General features: G+C 42.3%; 12 protein-coding genes. 6 read left to right on the forward strand and 6 right to left on the reverse strand.

Features of this window, described 5'->3' with window-relative positions; genetic code table 11:
• Positions 1 to 318 precede the first annotated feature (318 nt).
• The 4 genes from IDJ76_RS00575 to IDJ76_RS00590 all read right to left on the reverse strand — a co-directional run bounded on the left by IDJ76_RS00575 (position 319) and on the right by IDJ76_RS00590 (position 4,103).
• Complete coding sequence (locus IDJ76_RS00575; RefSeq protein WP_191159640.1) at positions 319 to 1,446, reverse strand: TIGR03364 family FAD-dependent oxidoreductase; 1,128 nt, start codon at positions 1,444 to 1,446, stop codon at positions 319 to 321.
• On the reverse strand, positions 1,443 to 2,756 hold the full coding sequence (locus IDJ76_RS00580; protein WP_191159642.1) for a DUF5690 family protein: 1,314 nt from the start codon (positions 2,754 to 2,756) through the stop codon (positions 1,443 to 1,445). The genes IDJ76_RS00575 and IDJ76_RS00580 overlap by 4 nt, the downstream gene beginning before the upstream one ends.
• Positions 2,757 to 2,763: 7 nt before the next feature.
• Positions 2,764 to 3,447, reverse strand: coding sequence for an HAD-IA family hydrolase (locus tag IDJ76_RS00585; protein WP_191159644.1), 684 nt, complete (start codon positions 3,445 to 3,447; stop codon positions 2,764 to 2,766).
• 77 nt (positions 3,448 to 3,524) lie between these two features.
• Complete coding sequence (locus tag IDJ76_RS00590) at positions 3,525 to 4,103, reverse strand: helix-turn-helix domain-containing protein (protein ID WP_191159646.1); 579 nt, start codon at positions 4,101 to 4,103, stop codon at positions 3,525 to 3,527.
• A 148-nt stretch (positions 4,104 to 4,251) separates the two neighbouring features.
• Between IDJ76_RS00590 and IDJ76_RS00595 the strand changes: the two genes are divergently transcribed.
• The 6 genes from IDJ76_RS00595 (at position 4,252) to IDJ76_RS00620 (ending at position 13,014) form a co-directional block, all read left to right on the forward strand.
• Positions 4,252 to 4,833: an HDIG domain-containing metalloprotein gene (locus IDJ76_RS00595; RefSeq protein WP_191159648.1), complete on the forward strand. Its 582-nt coding sequence runs from the start codon at positions 4,252 to 4,254 to the stop codon at positions 4,831 to 4,833.
• Between the two features lie 180 nt (positions 4,834 to 5,013).
• Positions 5,014 to 8,292: a SusC/RagA family TonB-linked outer membrane protein gene (locus IDJ76_RS00600; protein WP_191159650.1), complete on the forward strand. Its 3,279-nt coding sequence runs from the start codon at positions 5,014 to 5,016 to the stop codon at positions 8,290 to 8,292.
• Positions 8,293 to 8,312: 20 nt separating this feature from the next.
• Positions 8,313 to 9,914, forward strand: coding sequence for a SusD/RagB family nutrient-binding outer membrane lipoprotein (locus IDJ76_RS00605; RefSeq protein WP_191159652.1), 1,602 nt, complete (start codon positions 8,313 to 8,315; stop codon positions 9,912 to 9,914).
• 54 nt (positions 9,915 to 9,968) lie between these two features.
• Entirely contained in the window at positions 9,969 to 11,060 is a 1,092-nt protein-coding gene (locus tag IDJ76_RS00610) for an alkaline phosphatase family protein (protein ID WP_191159654.1), read from the forward strand.
• A 155-nt stretch (positions 11,061 to 11,215) separates the two neighbouring features.
• Positions 11,216 to 11,758 carry a lipocalin family protein gene (locus tag IDJ76_RS00615; RefSeq protein ID WP_191159656.1) on the forward strand — a complete coding sequence of 181 codons (543 nt, stop codon included), beginning with the start codon at positions 11,216 to 11,218 and terminating at the stop codon, positions 11,756 to 11,758.
• Between the two features lie 38 nt (positions 11,759 to 11,796).
• Positions 11,797 to 13,014 (forward strand): FAD-dependent monooxygenase, encoded by a 1,218-nt coding sequence (locus tag IDJ76_RS00620; protein ID WP_191159658.1) that lies wholly within the window; start codon positions 11,797 to 11,799, stop codon positions 13,012 to 13,014.
• 82 nt (positions 13,015 to 13,096) lie between these two features.
• Here the strand turns inward: IDJ76_RS00620 and IDJ76_RS00625 are convergent, their stop codons facing one another.
• Together IDJ76_RS00625 and IDJ76_RS00630 are read right to left on the reverse strand one after the other, a co-directional pair.
• The gene (locus tag IDJ76_RS00625; protein ID WP_191159660.1) at positions 13,097 to 15,340 is read right to left on the reverse strand and encodes a CRTAC1 family protein; all 2,244 of its coding nucleotides are present in this window, start codon (positions 15,338 to 15,340) and stop codon (positions 13,097 to 13,099) included.
• A gap of 270 nt (positions 15,341 to 15,610) precedes the next feature.
• Complete coding sequence (locus IDJ76_RS00630; protein ID WP_191159662.1) at positions 15,611 to 16,138, reverse strand: hypothetical protein; 528 nt, start codon at positions 16,136 to 16,138, stop codon at positions 15,611 to 15,613.
• Positions 16,139 to 16,300 lie beyond the last annotated feature (162 nt).

Below are 16,300 nucleotides of genomic sequence, written 5' to 3' on the forward strand. Positions count from 1 at the left end.
GGATAATGGTAGGGTAGGTTGAAAGCGGATTTTAAAGCATGAAGAATGTAGAGGAATTCAAAGGGCTGTGATGGATGGGTATTAGGTCAATTGTCATAGGGACAATATTTCGTAATTTTTTATTTGATTTACACACTGTATCAACTATATTGCAGTGCCGAACAAAATATTTAGAAGATATTTAAATGTTTTGTTTTTACGCTAAAGCCCTTAAGCCCCATGTTTATTACTATTATTTGCCTTGCTGCCTTAAACGCGTTAATTATGGTTTATGATGTAAAAGCTTACCCGGACTACCTATATCCCCGGGTTGAAACATTATGATCTTGCCGCTATCACTTGCTCACAAAGGCCAAAAGATAAGGTCATGCCGTTGCCGCCTAAACCATTTATAATGGTCACCCCCGGCTCTGCTTCTACCACTAATTCCGTTTGCCCGCCGGTCATTTTTGCGTAAATGCCGTTCCAGGTTTGTATCACTCTGGTATCTTTAAAATTTGTAAAGGTTTCCAGATATTTCAAGATCATTTGATTGACAAAATCTTTATCGAAAGGGTCATGAACAAGTCCGTATTCATGCGAATCACCGATGGTTAACTCGCCCGTATGATTTTGTGCAGCCATTACATGAATTCCCCATTTAAGGTATTCAGTAAATTCTTTTTCGTAGCGTTTACGCAAACCTTCAAGTGCTGGCGCTGCCTTAAAGCCGGGGTAATGGATCATGCTTAAGCTACCACAAAGGGCTGGCCCAATGCGCCAGTTATTAGGCTGCGCAGCCAAACGGAGCATTTGTAACTTGCATTTGGTGATCTGGAAAGAGGTAAATAACTCTGGATATAGGGTTTCAAATTCGGTGCCGCTGCAAATAAAAACCTCGTTGGCCTGCCAGCTGCGTTTACCGGATTTTACGGTTGTGCCATCCACTTCACTAATCGCTGTATTCCAATAAAAAGTAACGTTGTGCTTTTCTTCCAGATGTTTAGCCACTGCACCTATAGCAGCGCGAGCCTCCAAAATCATTTCTGTTCCGCTCCATAAAGCCCCTTTTAATCCCGCCGGGTTAACGGCTGCTGATTTTTGCAGGGTTTGGGCCGGAGTTAACAATGCACAATCACGATACGATTTGTTAAGGGCTGCATATTGTTCAATCACCTGCAACTCGTCATTGCTGTAGGCAAGGTGTAAGGAACCTACCTCATCATGCCAGATACCCGCGTCCACACAGGTTTGTTTCCAGATGCTGCGCGATAACATAGCACGCTCAAATAAGTCTCCATTGGGCTGCCCGATAGGCCAAACCATCCCGAAATTACGAATGGATGCACCAATCGCGCGTTCGTTTCGTTCAAACACGGTAACCTTATATCCGCGAATTGCCAGCGCGCGGGCGGTGGCCAAACCAACAATACCTGCGCCAATTACAATGGCCGATGGTATGCTCATATTGTAGTTAGGTTTAATTCTGCGCTGATTGTAGCTTTGCTGCTTCGTGCAGATCGTAGAAAATAAATAAGAGATAGAATACCGCTAATGGTTCCGGCAACAGCCACAATTAGTAAGCCTTCTTTGAAAAACTCGCTCCAGCTAATGTTGGGCTTGCCCAATTCTTTTATGAGCAGTACACTTACGCTGCCCAGGTAACCAATAGAATCGGCTACGTAAATAGCAAAGCCCGCGTTGCTCTTGTAATTGAATGTCGCGATCATCCTGTCGAAAAAGATAGCGTTGTAGGGCACGTAAGCCAGGTAAAGCCCAAGCCCCGCCAAGGTCATCCAGCTAACCGAACCAATCATATTGAGCGAGAACATTACCGTTGATGCGCCTGCCAGCACGCAGCCCAAAATCACCATGAGATGAATAAGTGCGAACGCAGGTAGATTCTTTTTTACCAGGATAAGTAAGCTCATGGCTATCAAAACGATAACGGATATCCAGGTATCTATACGGGCATAGATGCTTTTGTCATTAACGCCCAGGCTGTGCCAGATCTCAACATTAAAGTTGTCGCGAATATCACGCAGCACGGTGATTATTACATAAGTAACAAGCGTTAATACAATGCCGGGTAAAAAACGGGTGATAAATTGCCTGCGCTCCTGCGCAGTCATCGGTAAGCGCTCGGTACGTAATAATTTATCTTCGGGTGTTTGCGGCGGAATTAATTCAAGCATCAAAACAAACCCGATAAGCGGAACGATGAACAGCGCGCCTGTTAAAAAAGGCATATAATATTCGCTCACCCCATAAACCTGGATCAGCGTTTGCCCCACCGTTTTCACAAACCCCGAACCGAAAATAAAGCTGATAGAGAGCACCGCCGCCATAAATTCGGTAGACCGGCGACCCTCCAGATAACCGAAAACCAAGCCCCAGATAAGCCCAAGCGGGAAACCGTTGATGAACAGAAAGATAATATTGTAAGGCTTTGGTGTTACCGCAAAGGCAAGCAGGGCCAGCCAGGATACTGCCACTAATAAAATAATAGTAAGCCCCCTCTTTGCCCCTTTAATTTCGGCAATAAAGCGGATGCCGTAAAACTTACTCAGCATATAGCCGAATATCTGTGCAATAACCAGCAATACTTTGTAATCGATATGCAGGTATTGATCGCCCGCAAACGTACCCGCTGTAAAAGCTTTGCGAAAAGCGTACATAGACGTATAGGCACCAAACGCCGATATTGCGGCCAGCAGCGAAATAAGCCAGTAGGGCCACTTGGCAATTTTGTTCTTTAGCGTCGCGGTTAGCTGCATTGTTTTTTTATTTAATGATCTCAATCACATCAGCAATATCATCAATAATTTGCGTTGGATGGTACGGCTCCAGTTCGGCACGTGTAAAGGCGCCGGTAGTTACGCCTATTATGTGTTTACAGCCTGCATTTTGGCCTTCGCGTACATCAACTTCGGTATCGCCAACCTTTGCCACCTGTAACGGATCTGTAATTCCGGCTAAATTCATCAGGTGGTTAATCATTGCCGGGTTAGGCCTGCCTTCGGGCACTTCGTCAGATCCTATTAAAAAATCAATAATACCTTTTTCGCGCCATTTTAAGCGGTCTACAATAGTTTCGGCTATATCTTTAGAAAACCCGGTATTAACACCTATTTTAATACCCTGGCTACGTAGTTTAAGCATAGTATCCTCAGCATTTGGCAATGCCTCTAAAACAGGTGCTGTTTGGTAGTAAGTGATCATCAGCGCAATAAACTCCCTGTGGATATTGCCGATCAATTCATGAACTATCTTGGCTTTGTCGTGTTCGTAAAGCTCCAGCATTTTGGTTATCGCCACGCTTTTTTCATAACCCATTAATGGATTTATCACGTCAATAGGCACGGTATACCCATATTTTTGCATAGCCGCCGCGAAAGTATCGGCCACTTTATTTTCATCTTTGACCGTGGTGCCGGCCATATCAAACACTACCAGTTTTACAGACATAATAAATAATTATTGTTTAGCAAAACTAAACTTAGTTTATTAATATTAAACTAAGTTTGTGTTAAATTATGTTTAACTCAATTCTTATCTTCAAAAAAGTAAATCACCAGCATGCTGGCCTTTTTCTTGCCTTTATTACGAGGTGTATGCGGTAGCCGGCCGTCAAACAACATCGAGTCGCCTTCTTTTAAAGTATAAGTGTCTTCGCCGAACTGATATTCGATGGTACCTTTTAGTATGTATTTATACTCATACGCTTCGGTTTCTACCTGCGGGCGTTTGGCATTTGGCTCTAATTCCAATATCACAATGTCTACCGTTGAGTTTTTGATAGATTGGGTAAAGATGCGCTGATAGTGAAAACCGTCGGCATGTTCCTTTTCAAAGTGATGATACTCGGCTTGCCTGCGGATAATGAGCGGGAACTTGTTGCCACCCGCATGAATGTCCTGGAAAAATACATTCATATCAATTTCCAGCGCTTTAATAATATCTATCAATACAATTAAAGAGGGTATAGTACGGCTGTTCTCTATTTGAGATATGAGACCTTTACTTACATTGGCGCGCTGGGCAAGCTCTTGCACTGTAATATTTTTTTCGCGGCGGCGGTCTTTGATCCGGTTACTGATCTGTATCAGTACATCATCTTCCATTGGTTATCAGTTGTTGAATAGCCGAAAAGTAGATAATAATTTTAAACAAGGCAAGGTATTTAGCTTTATTAATAGGATACTAATTTTTTCATCGAATGTTAATTTTGTCGTAATATTAAAGTACTTCATTTACTAATTATATTTACCCATGAATATTACCCTACGTAGCCCCGAAGAAATCACTGATCAAGTGTTTGGTTTGTATGAACAACACGGTGATGAAGATTATATTGGCGAGCCGGTGTCACAAATAGAACACATGTCGCAAGCGGCAGCTTTGGCCGAAGCCGAAGGGTACGATGAAGAGGTAATACTGGCCGCTTTTTTTCATGACATCGGGCACTTGTGTGCTGCCGGTGCCGAGGTTGGCAGCATGGATGGTATGGGCAACATTGATCACGAGAAACTGGGCGCCGAATATTTATTGGAACGAGGCTATTCTGCACGGCTGGCGGCCCTGGTAAACGGCCATGTGGTTGCCAAAAGGTATTTGACCTTTAAGCACCCCGAATATTTTGAAAAATTATCTGAAGCGAGCCGCGCCACGTTAAATTTTCAGGGAGGGGTGATGAGTGCCGATGAAGCTAAAGCTTTTGAACAAAACCCGGATGCGGACCTGATCATCCGGATGCGTGTTTGGGACGACGAGGCCAAAATAACAGAAATACCTGTTGATAATATAGCGCATTTGAAAAAATTATCTATCAAGCACCTTCAGTATAATTTATAGCTGATAGTTGTGCCATGTTAATTTTCTTTAATGTAATTGTGTAGCTTTTGTTAACACTTCAATCAGTCGTTAACCTTATCCCAATAAAGGTTTAAAGTTTACTTAACCTAAACTTAGTTTACAAATAATAAACAGTGTTTAGTATTGCTAAATAATCTCTCACGAAAATTATTTAGCAGAATGAAACAAATCTACCCCAATTTAAAAAGGCTCGCATTTTTATTAATGTGCCTGTTTTCGCCGCTTATTATGCTGGCGCAAACCAAAATTACCGGTACCGTTAACGACGAGACCAAACAACCACTGCCCGGTGTAAGCGTAATGCTAAAAGGCACCAGCCAGGGTACCACAACCGATGTTTACGGCCGCTTTATTATTACGGCGAGCCCGGGCCAGGTACTGGAATTTAAATTTTTGGGTTTTACACCACAGGAAGCCGTTGTCGGAACCGGATCCAGCATGGTGGTTAATCTAAAAGGCGATAGCAAAACACTTAACGAAGTAGTGGTAACCGCCCTGGGTGTAAGCAAAGATGCCCGCCGCGTGGGTTACGCAGTATCTACAGTAAAGGGTAGCGATTTAACCCTTGCACGCGATCCAAACCCTATTACAGGTTTGATTGGTAAGGTTGCCGGTTTATCGGTAGGCCCCTCTGCTGAGTTATTGGGTAATCCAAATGTTGCTATTCGTGGTAACACCATATCTTTATATGTGGTAGATGGTTTCCCTATCAATACAGATACGTATAATATCAGCCCTGATGATATTGAAACTTATACTGTACTGAAAGGCCCTGCCGCTGCAGCGCTTTACGGTAACCGTGCGTCATATGGTGCTATTTTAATAACCACTAAAAAAGGTAACAAAAATAAAAAAGGCTTAACTATTGATGTTAATAGCAGTACGGTAATTAACAAAGGTTTTTTAGCATTCCCCCGCGTGCAGCATTCATATGGTGCGGGCGAAAATACTTTTTACCAGTTTGTTGATGGTAAAGGTGGTGCACCGGGTGGTGTAGATGCAGATTACGATATCTGGGGCCCTTACTTTAACGGCCAATTGATACAGCAATATGATAGCCCTGTTATTAACGGCGTACGCCAGGCTACACCATATACTGCACGTGGTGCAAACAATCTGAATAACTTTTTACGCACAGGTTACCAAACCAACAACAACATCGCCTTAACATCTAACGGCGATAATTACACTATCCGCTTATCTGCTTCGCAACAGCACCAGAACAGCTATATCCCTTCTCAATATTTAGACATTGCAAATGCGAACCTTTACGCTTCATTTAACCCTAACCCACGTTGGAAATTTGAAGGTAACGTAAACTTTAACCGCCAAACAACTGATAATTTCCCTGATGTTAGCTATGGCCCAAACAGCTTAATATACAACCTGGCCATATGGACAGGTGCCGACTGGGACGTTAATGCGCCAGATATCAAAGCTATTTGGCAGCCGGGTAAAGTAGGTATCCAACAGCAATTTGCAGAATATACCCGCTACCATAACCCTTGGTTCATGACACAAGAATGGACACGCGGGCACTACAAAACCAATACCACCGGTTATTTATTGGCCAACTACAAGATCAATAATAACCTGAATGCAACAGTACGTTCACAGGTTGATACCTACAATATTCTGCGGACAGAAAAAATGCCGTTCTCGGCCCACCCATACGGCCGTGAAGGAAATGAAGGTGACTATCGTGAAGACAGACGCGATCTTTTCGATAACAATACCGAGGTGATGGTAAACTATGATTACACTGTTAAAAAATTCCTTAACCTATCGGGTTTAGTGGGTGGTAATATGCGTAACTTATCGTACAACTCCAGCTGGGTATCTACAGATTACCTGAACGTACCAGAAGTTTACTCTTTCAGTAACTCTAAAAACCCGGTGCAGGCTACCAGTTTTAATTCGGGTATGCGGGTATTGAGTGCTTACTATTCATTAGATGCCAGCTTAGGTAAATATGCTACCATTTCAAGTACCGGCCGTATCGATAAATCATCTGCATTCCAGGTGCCGACCACTTACTACTATCCAAGCTTATCGGTAGCCACTGTAGTTTCTGAGTACATTAAGATGCCCGAATTTATTACCTTCTTAAAAGGCCGTGCATCATTCTCCAACATTCGTTCGGATGCTACTTCAACCACAATTGGCCCTGCTCCATTCAGCTCGATTACCGTATTTGGTGGCAGCACAGGTGCATCTTTGTTTAACAACCCGCTGGGTTATGGTAATACCTATACGTCACCATATAACGGCCCGGATTATTCATTAAATACATCATACGCAACCAGCAAGCCTTATAACAGCCAAACTGCAGGTTACGCATCAGATTATTTATACCAAAACGGTATCAAAACATCAACACGCGTCAATTACGAGGAAGGTTTTGATATCAAATTCCTGCAAAACCGTTTAGGCTTTAGCGGTACGGCATTCCAGTATATCGATGGGCCGAGGATCTTGCCAAACGCCATATCGACAGCAACAGGGTACACTATCGAGTACCTGAACGCGCTTAAAACTAAAAAGACAGGTTATGAAGGCTCTTTAAGTGGTGCCGTATTCCAGAACCCTAAAGGCTTTAGCTGGAATATCTTAACCAATATATCTACCTACAAAGAAATTTATAAAGAATTACCTGCCGGCCAGGGAGTTTATAATACTTTCTTTAAAGCTGGTGACCGTACTGATAAGCTATACGGTACTGCCTTTGTACGCACACAAGATGGTAAGATCATCAATGATGCGGCCGGTAAACCATTGGTTAACCCGGTAGCCCAGTTCCTGGGTAACGAAACAGCGAAATTCAGCTGGAGCATTTACAATAAATTTCAATATAAAAACTTCAGTTTGGGTGTACAATTGGATGGCTCAGTTGGTGGTGTAATTATCGATTACATGCACAACAAAACCATGCGTGGTGGTTCGAATGCCGAAACTGCCGAAGGTGCCCTGGGTGCTGCACGTTATAACGACTGGTCTAACTTTGGTAAGGCCGGTTACAACGGATCATATGTGGGTGAGGGTGTCGTTGTTTCAAACGGAACGTCTATCAACTATGATTCTAACACAGGTGCTGTGCTTAATTACAGCGCTTTACAATATCAGCCAAACACTCAGGTTGCCTTTGTTCAGGATTATGTGAGTAAGTACTACAATGTTGACGAGTCGAACCTGATGAGCAAAACCTTCACCAAATTGCGCGAGGTAACGCTTGGTTTCGATTTCCCTAAAGAGATGCTGGCCAAAACCTTCATCCAAAAAGCATCAGTATCAATTTACGGCCGTAACCTGTTGTATTTCTACAAGGACAAGCGCTTTAAAGATGTCGATCTGGATCAGTACAACTACGCAACCGCTTCAACAGGCTTGCAATCACCAACAGTACGCAGTTTTGGCCTTAACCTAAACGTATCATTTTAACACTGATAAGTAGTAAAAACATGAAAAAAATATTTAAAATATATGTGTTACCATTAGCTATGCTATTGAGTGTAACCAGTTGTAAAAAGAGTTTTGACGAACTCACTCAAAACGTAAATAAACCCAATAATGTACCGGCTTCTCTTTTGTTTAACGGTGTGCTAAACAGCTTTCCCGATCAGCCGGATGGTCAAAAGGAGATTTACGCACAATATTACCTTTACAATTATGATTATTACGGTAACAACCGTTATGATTTTGGCGGGGGCGACGATTATTACACCACGTTAAAAAATGTAGTGGCTATGGAACAGCAGGCTGCCGCGACAGGTGGTGCCGCCGTTAACCCATATGAGGCTTTGGGCAAATTCTTCCGGGCTTATTTCTTTAGCAAAATGAGTTTAGAAATGGGCGATATCCCAATGACCCAGGCTCTAAAAGGGCTTGATGGTTTAGAGCCTGTTTACGATACCCAAAAAACTGTGATGCTACAATCTTTAGATTGGTTGGAAAGCGCTAACGCCGACTTGGATCAATTAATTAAAAACCCATCTGTAGGCGGTACAGGTGCCGGTGCTACCTTAAGTGGCGATATTTATTTTAGCAACGATTTAAGCAAATGGCAAAAGGCGATAAATGCATTAAACATTCGCCTGTTGGTACAATTAAGCAAAAAAACAGCCGATGCTGATTTGAAAGTAACGACCCGTTTTGCGAACATCATTAACACCCCTGCAAAATATCCGTTGATGACCAGCTCATCAGATAACCTGCAATACACCTTTGTTGCGCCAAATAATTACTACCCGCAAAACCCAAACAACTTTGGCCAAAGCGGATCACGTAAAAATTCATCGGCAACTTACATCAGCTTACTTACTTCGTTAAAAGATCCGCGGGTGTTTGTAACTGCCGAACCAGCCCGCGACCTGGTTGACAATGCTAAACAAAGCGCAACAGACTTTGCGTCATTTGTTGGTGCCGATGCGGGATTGGATTTGGGTATAATGTATAATAATGCAGGTTTGCAAAAATACTCGTTCATTAACCGCAAGCATTTTTACTCAACTTACACCGGCGAGCCAAGCATCCAGATTGGCTACCCTGAACTAATGTTTAACATTGCCGAAGGTATAAGCCGTGGCTGGGCAACCGGTGCCAATGCCGAGACTTATTACCAGGCGGGTATTAAAGCATCTATGAACGCTTATGGCATCCCGGATGCAGGTACTTTTACCGCTTATTTCTATCGCCCCGGTTCAACAGATGTAAGCGCTGGCAGCAATTATGATACCTTTAACATTACTGCTAACTTCACTACCTATTACAACCAGCCAAACGTGAAATATACCGCCGACGCAGCGGGCATTAACCGTATTTTGCAACAAAAATACCTGGCCTTGTTCAGGCACTCGGGTTTAGAGTCATACTTTACTTATCGCCGTACCGGCATCCCTACCTTTACAACCGGCCCGGGTACAGGTAACGGCAGCCGTATAGCGGTCCGGTTTAAATACCCATCGGCAGAGCGTACGTCAAATGCTAAAAACTATAAAGCGGCATTGGATAGCCAGTTTGGTGGTAACGATGATATAAATGGTGTAATGTGGATACTTAAATAGTTAATTATAAACCAAGGGGGCCGCATTGCGGCCCCCTTTTTATTAAAAAATACTATGAAAAAACTGCTTTTATTTATTGCAATTGCAGCCTTGCTGCCAAATGCATACGCGCAAACTACTAAAACAAAAAACCTCATTGTCGTTACGCTCGACGGTATGCGCTGGCAGGAGGTATTTCGTGGGGCCGATTCGGCTATGATCAGTGCTAAATATACCAGTGATAAGGATGTAGTTCGTAAGAAATACTGGGCGGCATCGGCAGAAGAGCGGCGGAAAATTCTGTTCCCATTTTTATGGAGCGTAGTGAGTAAGCAAGGGCAAATATATGGTAACCGGGATCTGGGTAATAAAGATGAGCTTTCAAATCCGTATCATTTCTCGTACCCGGGATATAACGAGATTTTTACTGGTTTTCCGGATGCCCGGATGAATACTAACGATGCCGTAAATAACCCTAACACGAATGTGTTGGAGTACATCAATAAACAAAAGGGATTTGAAGGGAAGGTTATTGCCTTCTCTTCGTGGGAGCGTTTTCCGCAGATCTTTAATGTTCTTAGATCTGGCCTGCCTGTTTATTCTGGCTATGCCGATTTGAAGAATACCGATGCCAATGCAAGGCTTAAATACTTGAATGAATTGCAGCGGAATGTACCCCGCTACCTGGGCGACTCCACCCGGTCGGATTTTTTGACTTTTGAATATAGTAAAGAATATATTAAACAGTACAAGCCGCGTGTTTTGTACATGGCATTTGATGAAACCGATGATATGGCCCATGAAGGTAACTACAAATCATATCTGGAACGTGCAAAACAGGAAGATGGTTTTATCAGAGCATTATGGGATATGGTTCAGGCCGATCCATTTTATAAGAACAACACAACTTTACTGATCACCTGTGACCATGGCAGGGGCAACGAACCAATGGATAAGTGGCGCGACCACGGAGCAGACGTTAAAGGTTCAGAAAATACGTGGTTTGCTGTCATAGGCCCGGATACAAAGCCAATGGGCGAGATCAAAACACAAACTACTACTTACCACAAGCAATTGGCACAAACCATGGCCAAACTGCTTGGGCTTGATTTTAAAGCAAACGCAGGGCATGAGGTTGGCGATGCAATTTTGACCGTTATTAAGTGATAATTTTTTACTTGTGTGAATGCGTGCCTCGTAAATTTTACGGGGTGCTTTTTTTCGTTTTGTGTCTTTTCCAAATTGCCGTTCTAATTTCCGGCTATTATTGATGTGATCCTTGGATTTTATAAACAAATCGGATCATAGCGGGTTGCTAATAAATGAAATTAAACAAATGGCAAATTGTACGTGCCGGGGTAGGGACGGCCGCCCTTATGATTGGTCTTTCTTCATGTGTATCCATCCCAAAAGGTGCCAAAGCTGTCAAACCATTTAATAAAGACAAGTACCTTGGCAAATGGTACGAGATATGCCGGATGGACTTTAAATTTGAGAAAAATCTTAATAATGTTACCGCGAATTATAATCTAAAAGATAATGGTACGATAAGGGTAGATAACAAAGGATATAATTACCTTGATAAGGAATGGAAGGAAAGCATCGGCAAAGCTAAATTAGTGGGTAATGACGGTGCCGGCCGGCTAAAGGTTTCTTTTTTTGGGCCGTTTTACTCAGGATATAATGTTATCGCCATTGATAAGGATTATAAGTACGCCATGGTGGCAGGCAATAACCTGAATTACCTTTGGCTGTTATCGCGCGAAACAACTATCCCGCCAGCTGTAATTAGTGACTACTTAAAGCAAGCGAAAAATTTAGGTTACAATGTAAAAAAATTAGTGTGGACGAAACATGACCGGTAAACCCGATATTGCTGCTGATTTTAGACTGTCGCTAAAAAATGAATTCGAAAAGAGTATTGATAGCCGGCGACAGCATAGCAGGTTCAACGTTGGCTTTCTGGCTCAACAAATATAGCTCTGATGAAACGTTAGTGGAGCGTTCACCATCACAAATATCAGGCGGCCAAAACATTGATGTGCGAGATGCTGCGTTTAAAGTGTTCGAACGAATGGGTATAGCAAAAGAAATACTGGCCGCAAATACCGGTGAGTTGGGCATTCAGTTCATTGACGACAAAAACCGGATCAGGGCCTCTTTTCCAGCCAACGGTGCGGATAGGTTTACCGGTGAGATGGAGATTATCAGGGGCGACCTGGTTAACATCCTGTACGATCATACTAAGAACAATGTTAAGTATTTGTTTGGTAAATATATTACCGCCCTTGATGATAATGACATGAGGGTGAAAGTTACTTACAGCGATGGTGAACAGGCTGATTTTGATTTGGTTATAGCTGCCGACGGTGTCCGTTCAAAAACAAGGGAACTGATGTTCGGCAATGAAGCGGAGTTAAAATATATAGGCATTTATAACGTATACCTCACCATTTCCAAAACGCACACAGATACGAATTGGGCAAAATGGTATAATGCACAGAGATCAAGGGTAATACTGCTACGCCCGGATAAGGATGGCAGTACAAGGGCCTCGTTCAGTTTTTTATCGCCTGATAATAATTACCAAGAGTTTCCGCGTGAAGAGCAAAAGAAGTTTTTGATCGCAAAATTGACCGGTGCAGGCTGGGAAGCACCACGATTAAGTAAAGCCATTGCCGATAGCGACGATTTTTACTTTGACGGCGTTAGCCAAGTTAAAGCGCCACGATGGTCAAAAGGTAGGTTTGCAATGATTGGCGACGCAGCTTATTGCCCCACACCCATCAGCGGGATGGGCACCTCACTTGCTATAATTGGAGCATACGTACTAGCAGGCGAGTTATCTCAAACCGAAGATTATTCAAAGGCGTTTGGCTCGTTTGAAAAGAAATTAAGACCCTTTGTTAAATCGGTACAAAGCCTGCCGCCTGGCGCGCCCTGGATAGTGCATCCAAAATCAAAATGGGGGGTTAATATATTGAATACTTTAGCAGGTGCAATTGCAAGCGATTTTATTAATGGCATATCAAAGATTTTTAAAGGAAAACCCGCAGCAAAACAAAAGACGATTTTGTGTTGCCTGATTATTAATGTTTGGGTTTTTGAAAATTTTAACTAAAAAGAACGCCTATCAAATATTTGTAGGCGTTCTTTTATCACAGGCCCTAAAAGTTCAATAGATAAAACCTGTTGGGTTTTTATTATTCGTTTTTAAGATTTGCAGCGATAGGCATGCAGAGCGGATCTTTTTTATCAACGAAGATCAATTTTGCCAATTTTTTAATGCGGTAGGTATTATAGCCTTCTGTTATTTCCAGGAATTGGTTGGGTGATACGTTGTTAAAACGCTGTATCGTACCGCTTCCGGCCCAGCTTATTTCAAGTTCATCAATAACTGTTGCTTTACCAATGCCTATCTCCTGTTTTAAAGGCGATGACCCAAAACTCCCGCCCGAGTTCACATCTTTGTAAACAGATCTTTTGATTCCGTTTTCGGTGAATGTTAGTTTTATATGGCTGCCAATCGCAACCTTATTAGCTTTTACTCCATTCAGCTTTAAGCTTATCCAATTATTGTTATTGTTGTTGGGATTCAGGTATAATGAACTGGTGTATGAATCGCCAATGTATGCACCACCTGTTTGGGCAAATACATCTTGTTTTCCATTGTTCCTAAAGTCGGCAAAAGCAACACCGTGTCCTTTTTGAAGGTTTCCCATACGCGATGCTATTGTAATATCCTCAAACTTTTTGCCGCCAATATTTTTAAAGAACTTATTGGGTATCAATGATCTGAAATCGGGGTTACCCGTTCCAAAGTACATATCAAGGTATCCATCATTGTCTATATCACCAAAATTGGCCCCCATACTATAAACAACCTTATTTAGCCCGGCTGCATTAGTTACATCGGTAAATTTACCATTATGATCATTCCTGTATAAAAATACATTACCTGCGTTTGGTACGGGTTTTCCTAAGGCCTCCGCAGCGGCATAATAAGAAAGCGGATGCTCAAATTTATAGTCAGCAACAATGATGTCTTGCCAGCCATCGTTGTTGTAATCATAAAACCAGGTTGTAAAGGTACGCTCTGTGTTTTTAGATAAGCCCGCTATTTCAGATACATCTTCAAAGTCGATATTTTTTCCTGCTTTGCCTTTGTTTTTAAGAAGGTATTTTTTTCCGTTCATGGTAGATAAGAAAATATCCATCCAGCCATCATTGTCATAATCGGCAGAGGTAACACCTTTTATAAACGCGCTTATATCGCAATGTGCGGTTTTCGCTATATCGGTAAAAGTGCCATCATGGTTATTTATATATAACATGCTGTACGAGGGCGGCGAATCGAAATTATTTTTCGAGCTTTCTGTACCGATAAAAACGTCAAGCCAGCCGTCATTATTAAAATCGGCCCAGGTGGCTGTTTGCGTTGGATGGAAAAACAAAAGACCACTGGGTTTAGTAACGTCAGTAAATGTACCATCGCAGTTGTTACGTAGCAGTGAACTGGGCTGGTCGCCATAACCTTTTTCAAGCCAGGCACCGCGCAGCACAAACAGGTCGATATTGCCGTCATTATTATAATCTGTTTGCTGAATGTTGAGCCCACCTGTTATGCCCGATAAATTAGCCCGCCCGGTTACATCACTAAATGTGCCGTCACCATTATTTTCAAAGTAGTGCATAGGGTCGCTCAGGTCCCAGGCCGATGTTACAATATCCAGATAACCATCGTTGTTAAAGTCATCAACAACAACGCCGCCTGCGCGCCCGTTAACGTTGATGCCTAAACTTTTAGCTAAATCTTTAAAGGGTTTTACATCTGTAACGTTGGTGCTGTTAAGCCCGGGCAATAATATGTTTTTCGGGACATTCTGAGGGTACTCGCCCGTCGTCATATAGGCTACATTGATCAGCCATCTCGATTCCAGGTCGTCCGGGTTAATCTGTAGCAAGATCTTGTACAATTCTATAGCTCTTTTAGAGCCTGTTTTATTGATATGTACGCCGTTGTCTTTTATCGGAAAAATACATGACGAACCGTTATGATTCAGCATACAGTTATTTCTTTCGCCTAATCGCATGTAGGCAATAGCTGCATTGTCAAATACTTTATCGGTAGTCATAAAGTCCATTTCATTAATGACTTTGTCATATAGCTTTACAGCTTGTGTTTCTTTACCAGCTTCCAGCAGCAGCGCGCCCTGGGTAGAAAGAAAGTCTCTGCTTTCTGCAGATGGGTTGGCTCTGATAAACGAATCGAGGTAGGCTATTTTCGGCCCGGGATTAAAGGGATTTAATATGTTGTTGTTTTTTTTGTTTATGGCTTTCAATATCGCAATCATGTCATCATGAGATGACGGCTGCTTGGTTATAACCAAAGTAAACCCAAGCGCTACGAATACTGCAAGCGCAAGAAGTATAATTTTTAGTTTCATGATCAGTTAGCTTAATAGGTAAAAAAATTATACACACTCCATACGTATTTTGCTGCAAATTATACTCATAAGGCATTACAAAACCTTGCGAGTACTGCCGCAAAAAGTGACGGGAGTGCTATACAATAAGTTGATATGTTCATCGATAGGTTGCGATGAGCGACTACTACAAAAGCAATTCGTAAGTAACCGAGCGCGGAAATCAGCATACAGCCAATCTCGCAGACTTAAGCCACACGAATTGTATTTTTGTAAATTTGTAAGAAAGTGTTACACTAAGAGTTCCGGCGGTTGGCCCAGTGCGGAGAGGTGGATATCAGATAACCGGGACGCTTTGTCTATATAAGATGTATGCAAAATCCCGGCGGGTGCGGCAAGGTCAAATAAGGTAATTGTGTAATTGTACTCGTTATCAATACCGTTTTTCTTGACAGGTGGGGTGTGCGTTTTTTTCGACAACGGGCCGTCACTTACTTCTTTAGCAGTTATAACGTTATCATTGATCAGTTTGGTTTTGTTGTAATTGGGAACACACTTTACGTACATGGTGTCGCGGGTCATTTTCAATGCCACGTAGTTATAACAATTGCCCTTTAGCTGTATCTGTCCTGAAACATTCTCGTAAAAACGCTGCTCGTGCACATAGGGCATACGTACCGGAATTTTTATCTCAACCAAATCTTCGGTTTTATAATATCCCTTACTGATTTGCTCGTTTGCAAAATTGTCAGCCTTGTTGATCATATATTGAAGCAATAACAAGTGCCCACCCATATTAAACAGGAGTACAGCGAGCATGCACATTGCACAAATTTTCTTCAATGGGTAGTTTTATAATCGGCACATAAATTTAGGTAAAACAAATTAGAGTACAAAATCAGTAGTGCATCTAAGATTTTCTTGAGTTTTTTGGATTAAGCTGCAGAACAATAGCTCAACAGCGATTAGGGAGGATTAAAA

The sequence above is a fragment of the Mucilaginibacter glaciei genome, from assembly GCF_014773245.1.
Classification (GTDB): domain Bacteria; phylum Bacteroidota; class Bacteroidia; order Sphingobacteriales; family Sphingobacteriaceae; genus Mucilaginibacter; species Mucilaginibacter glaciei.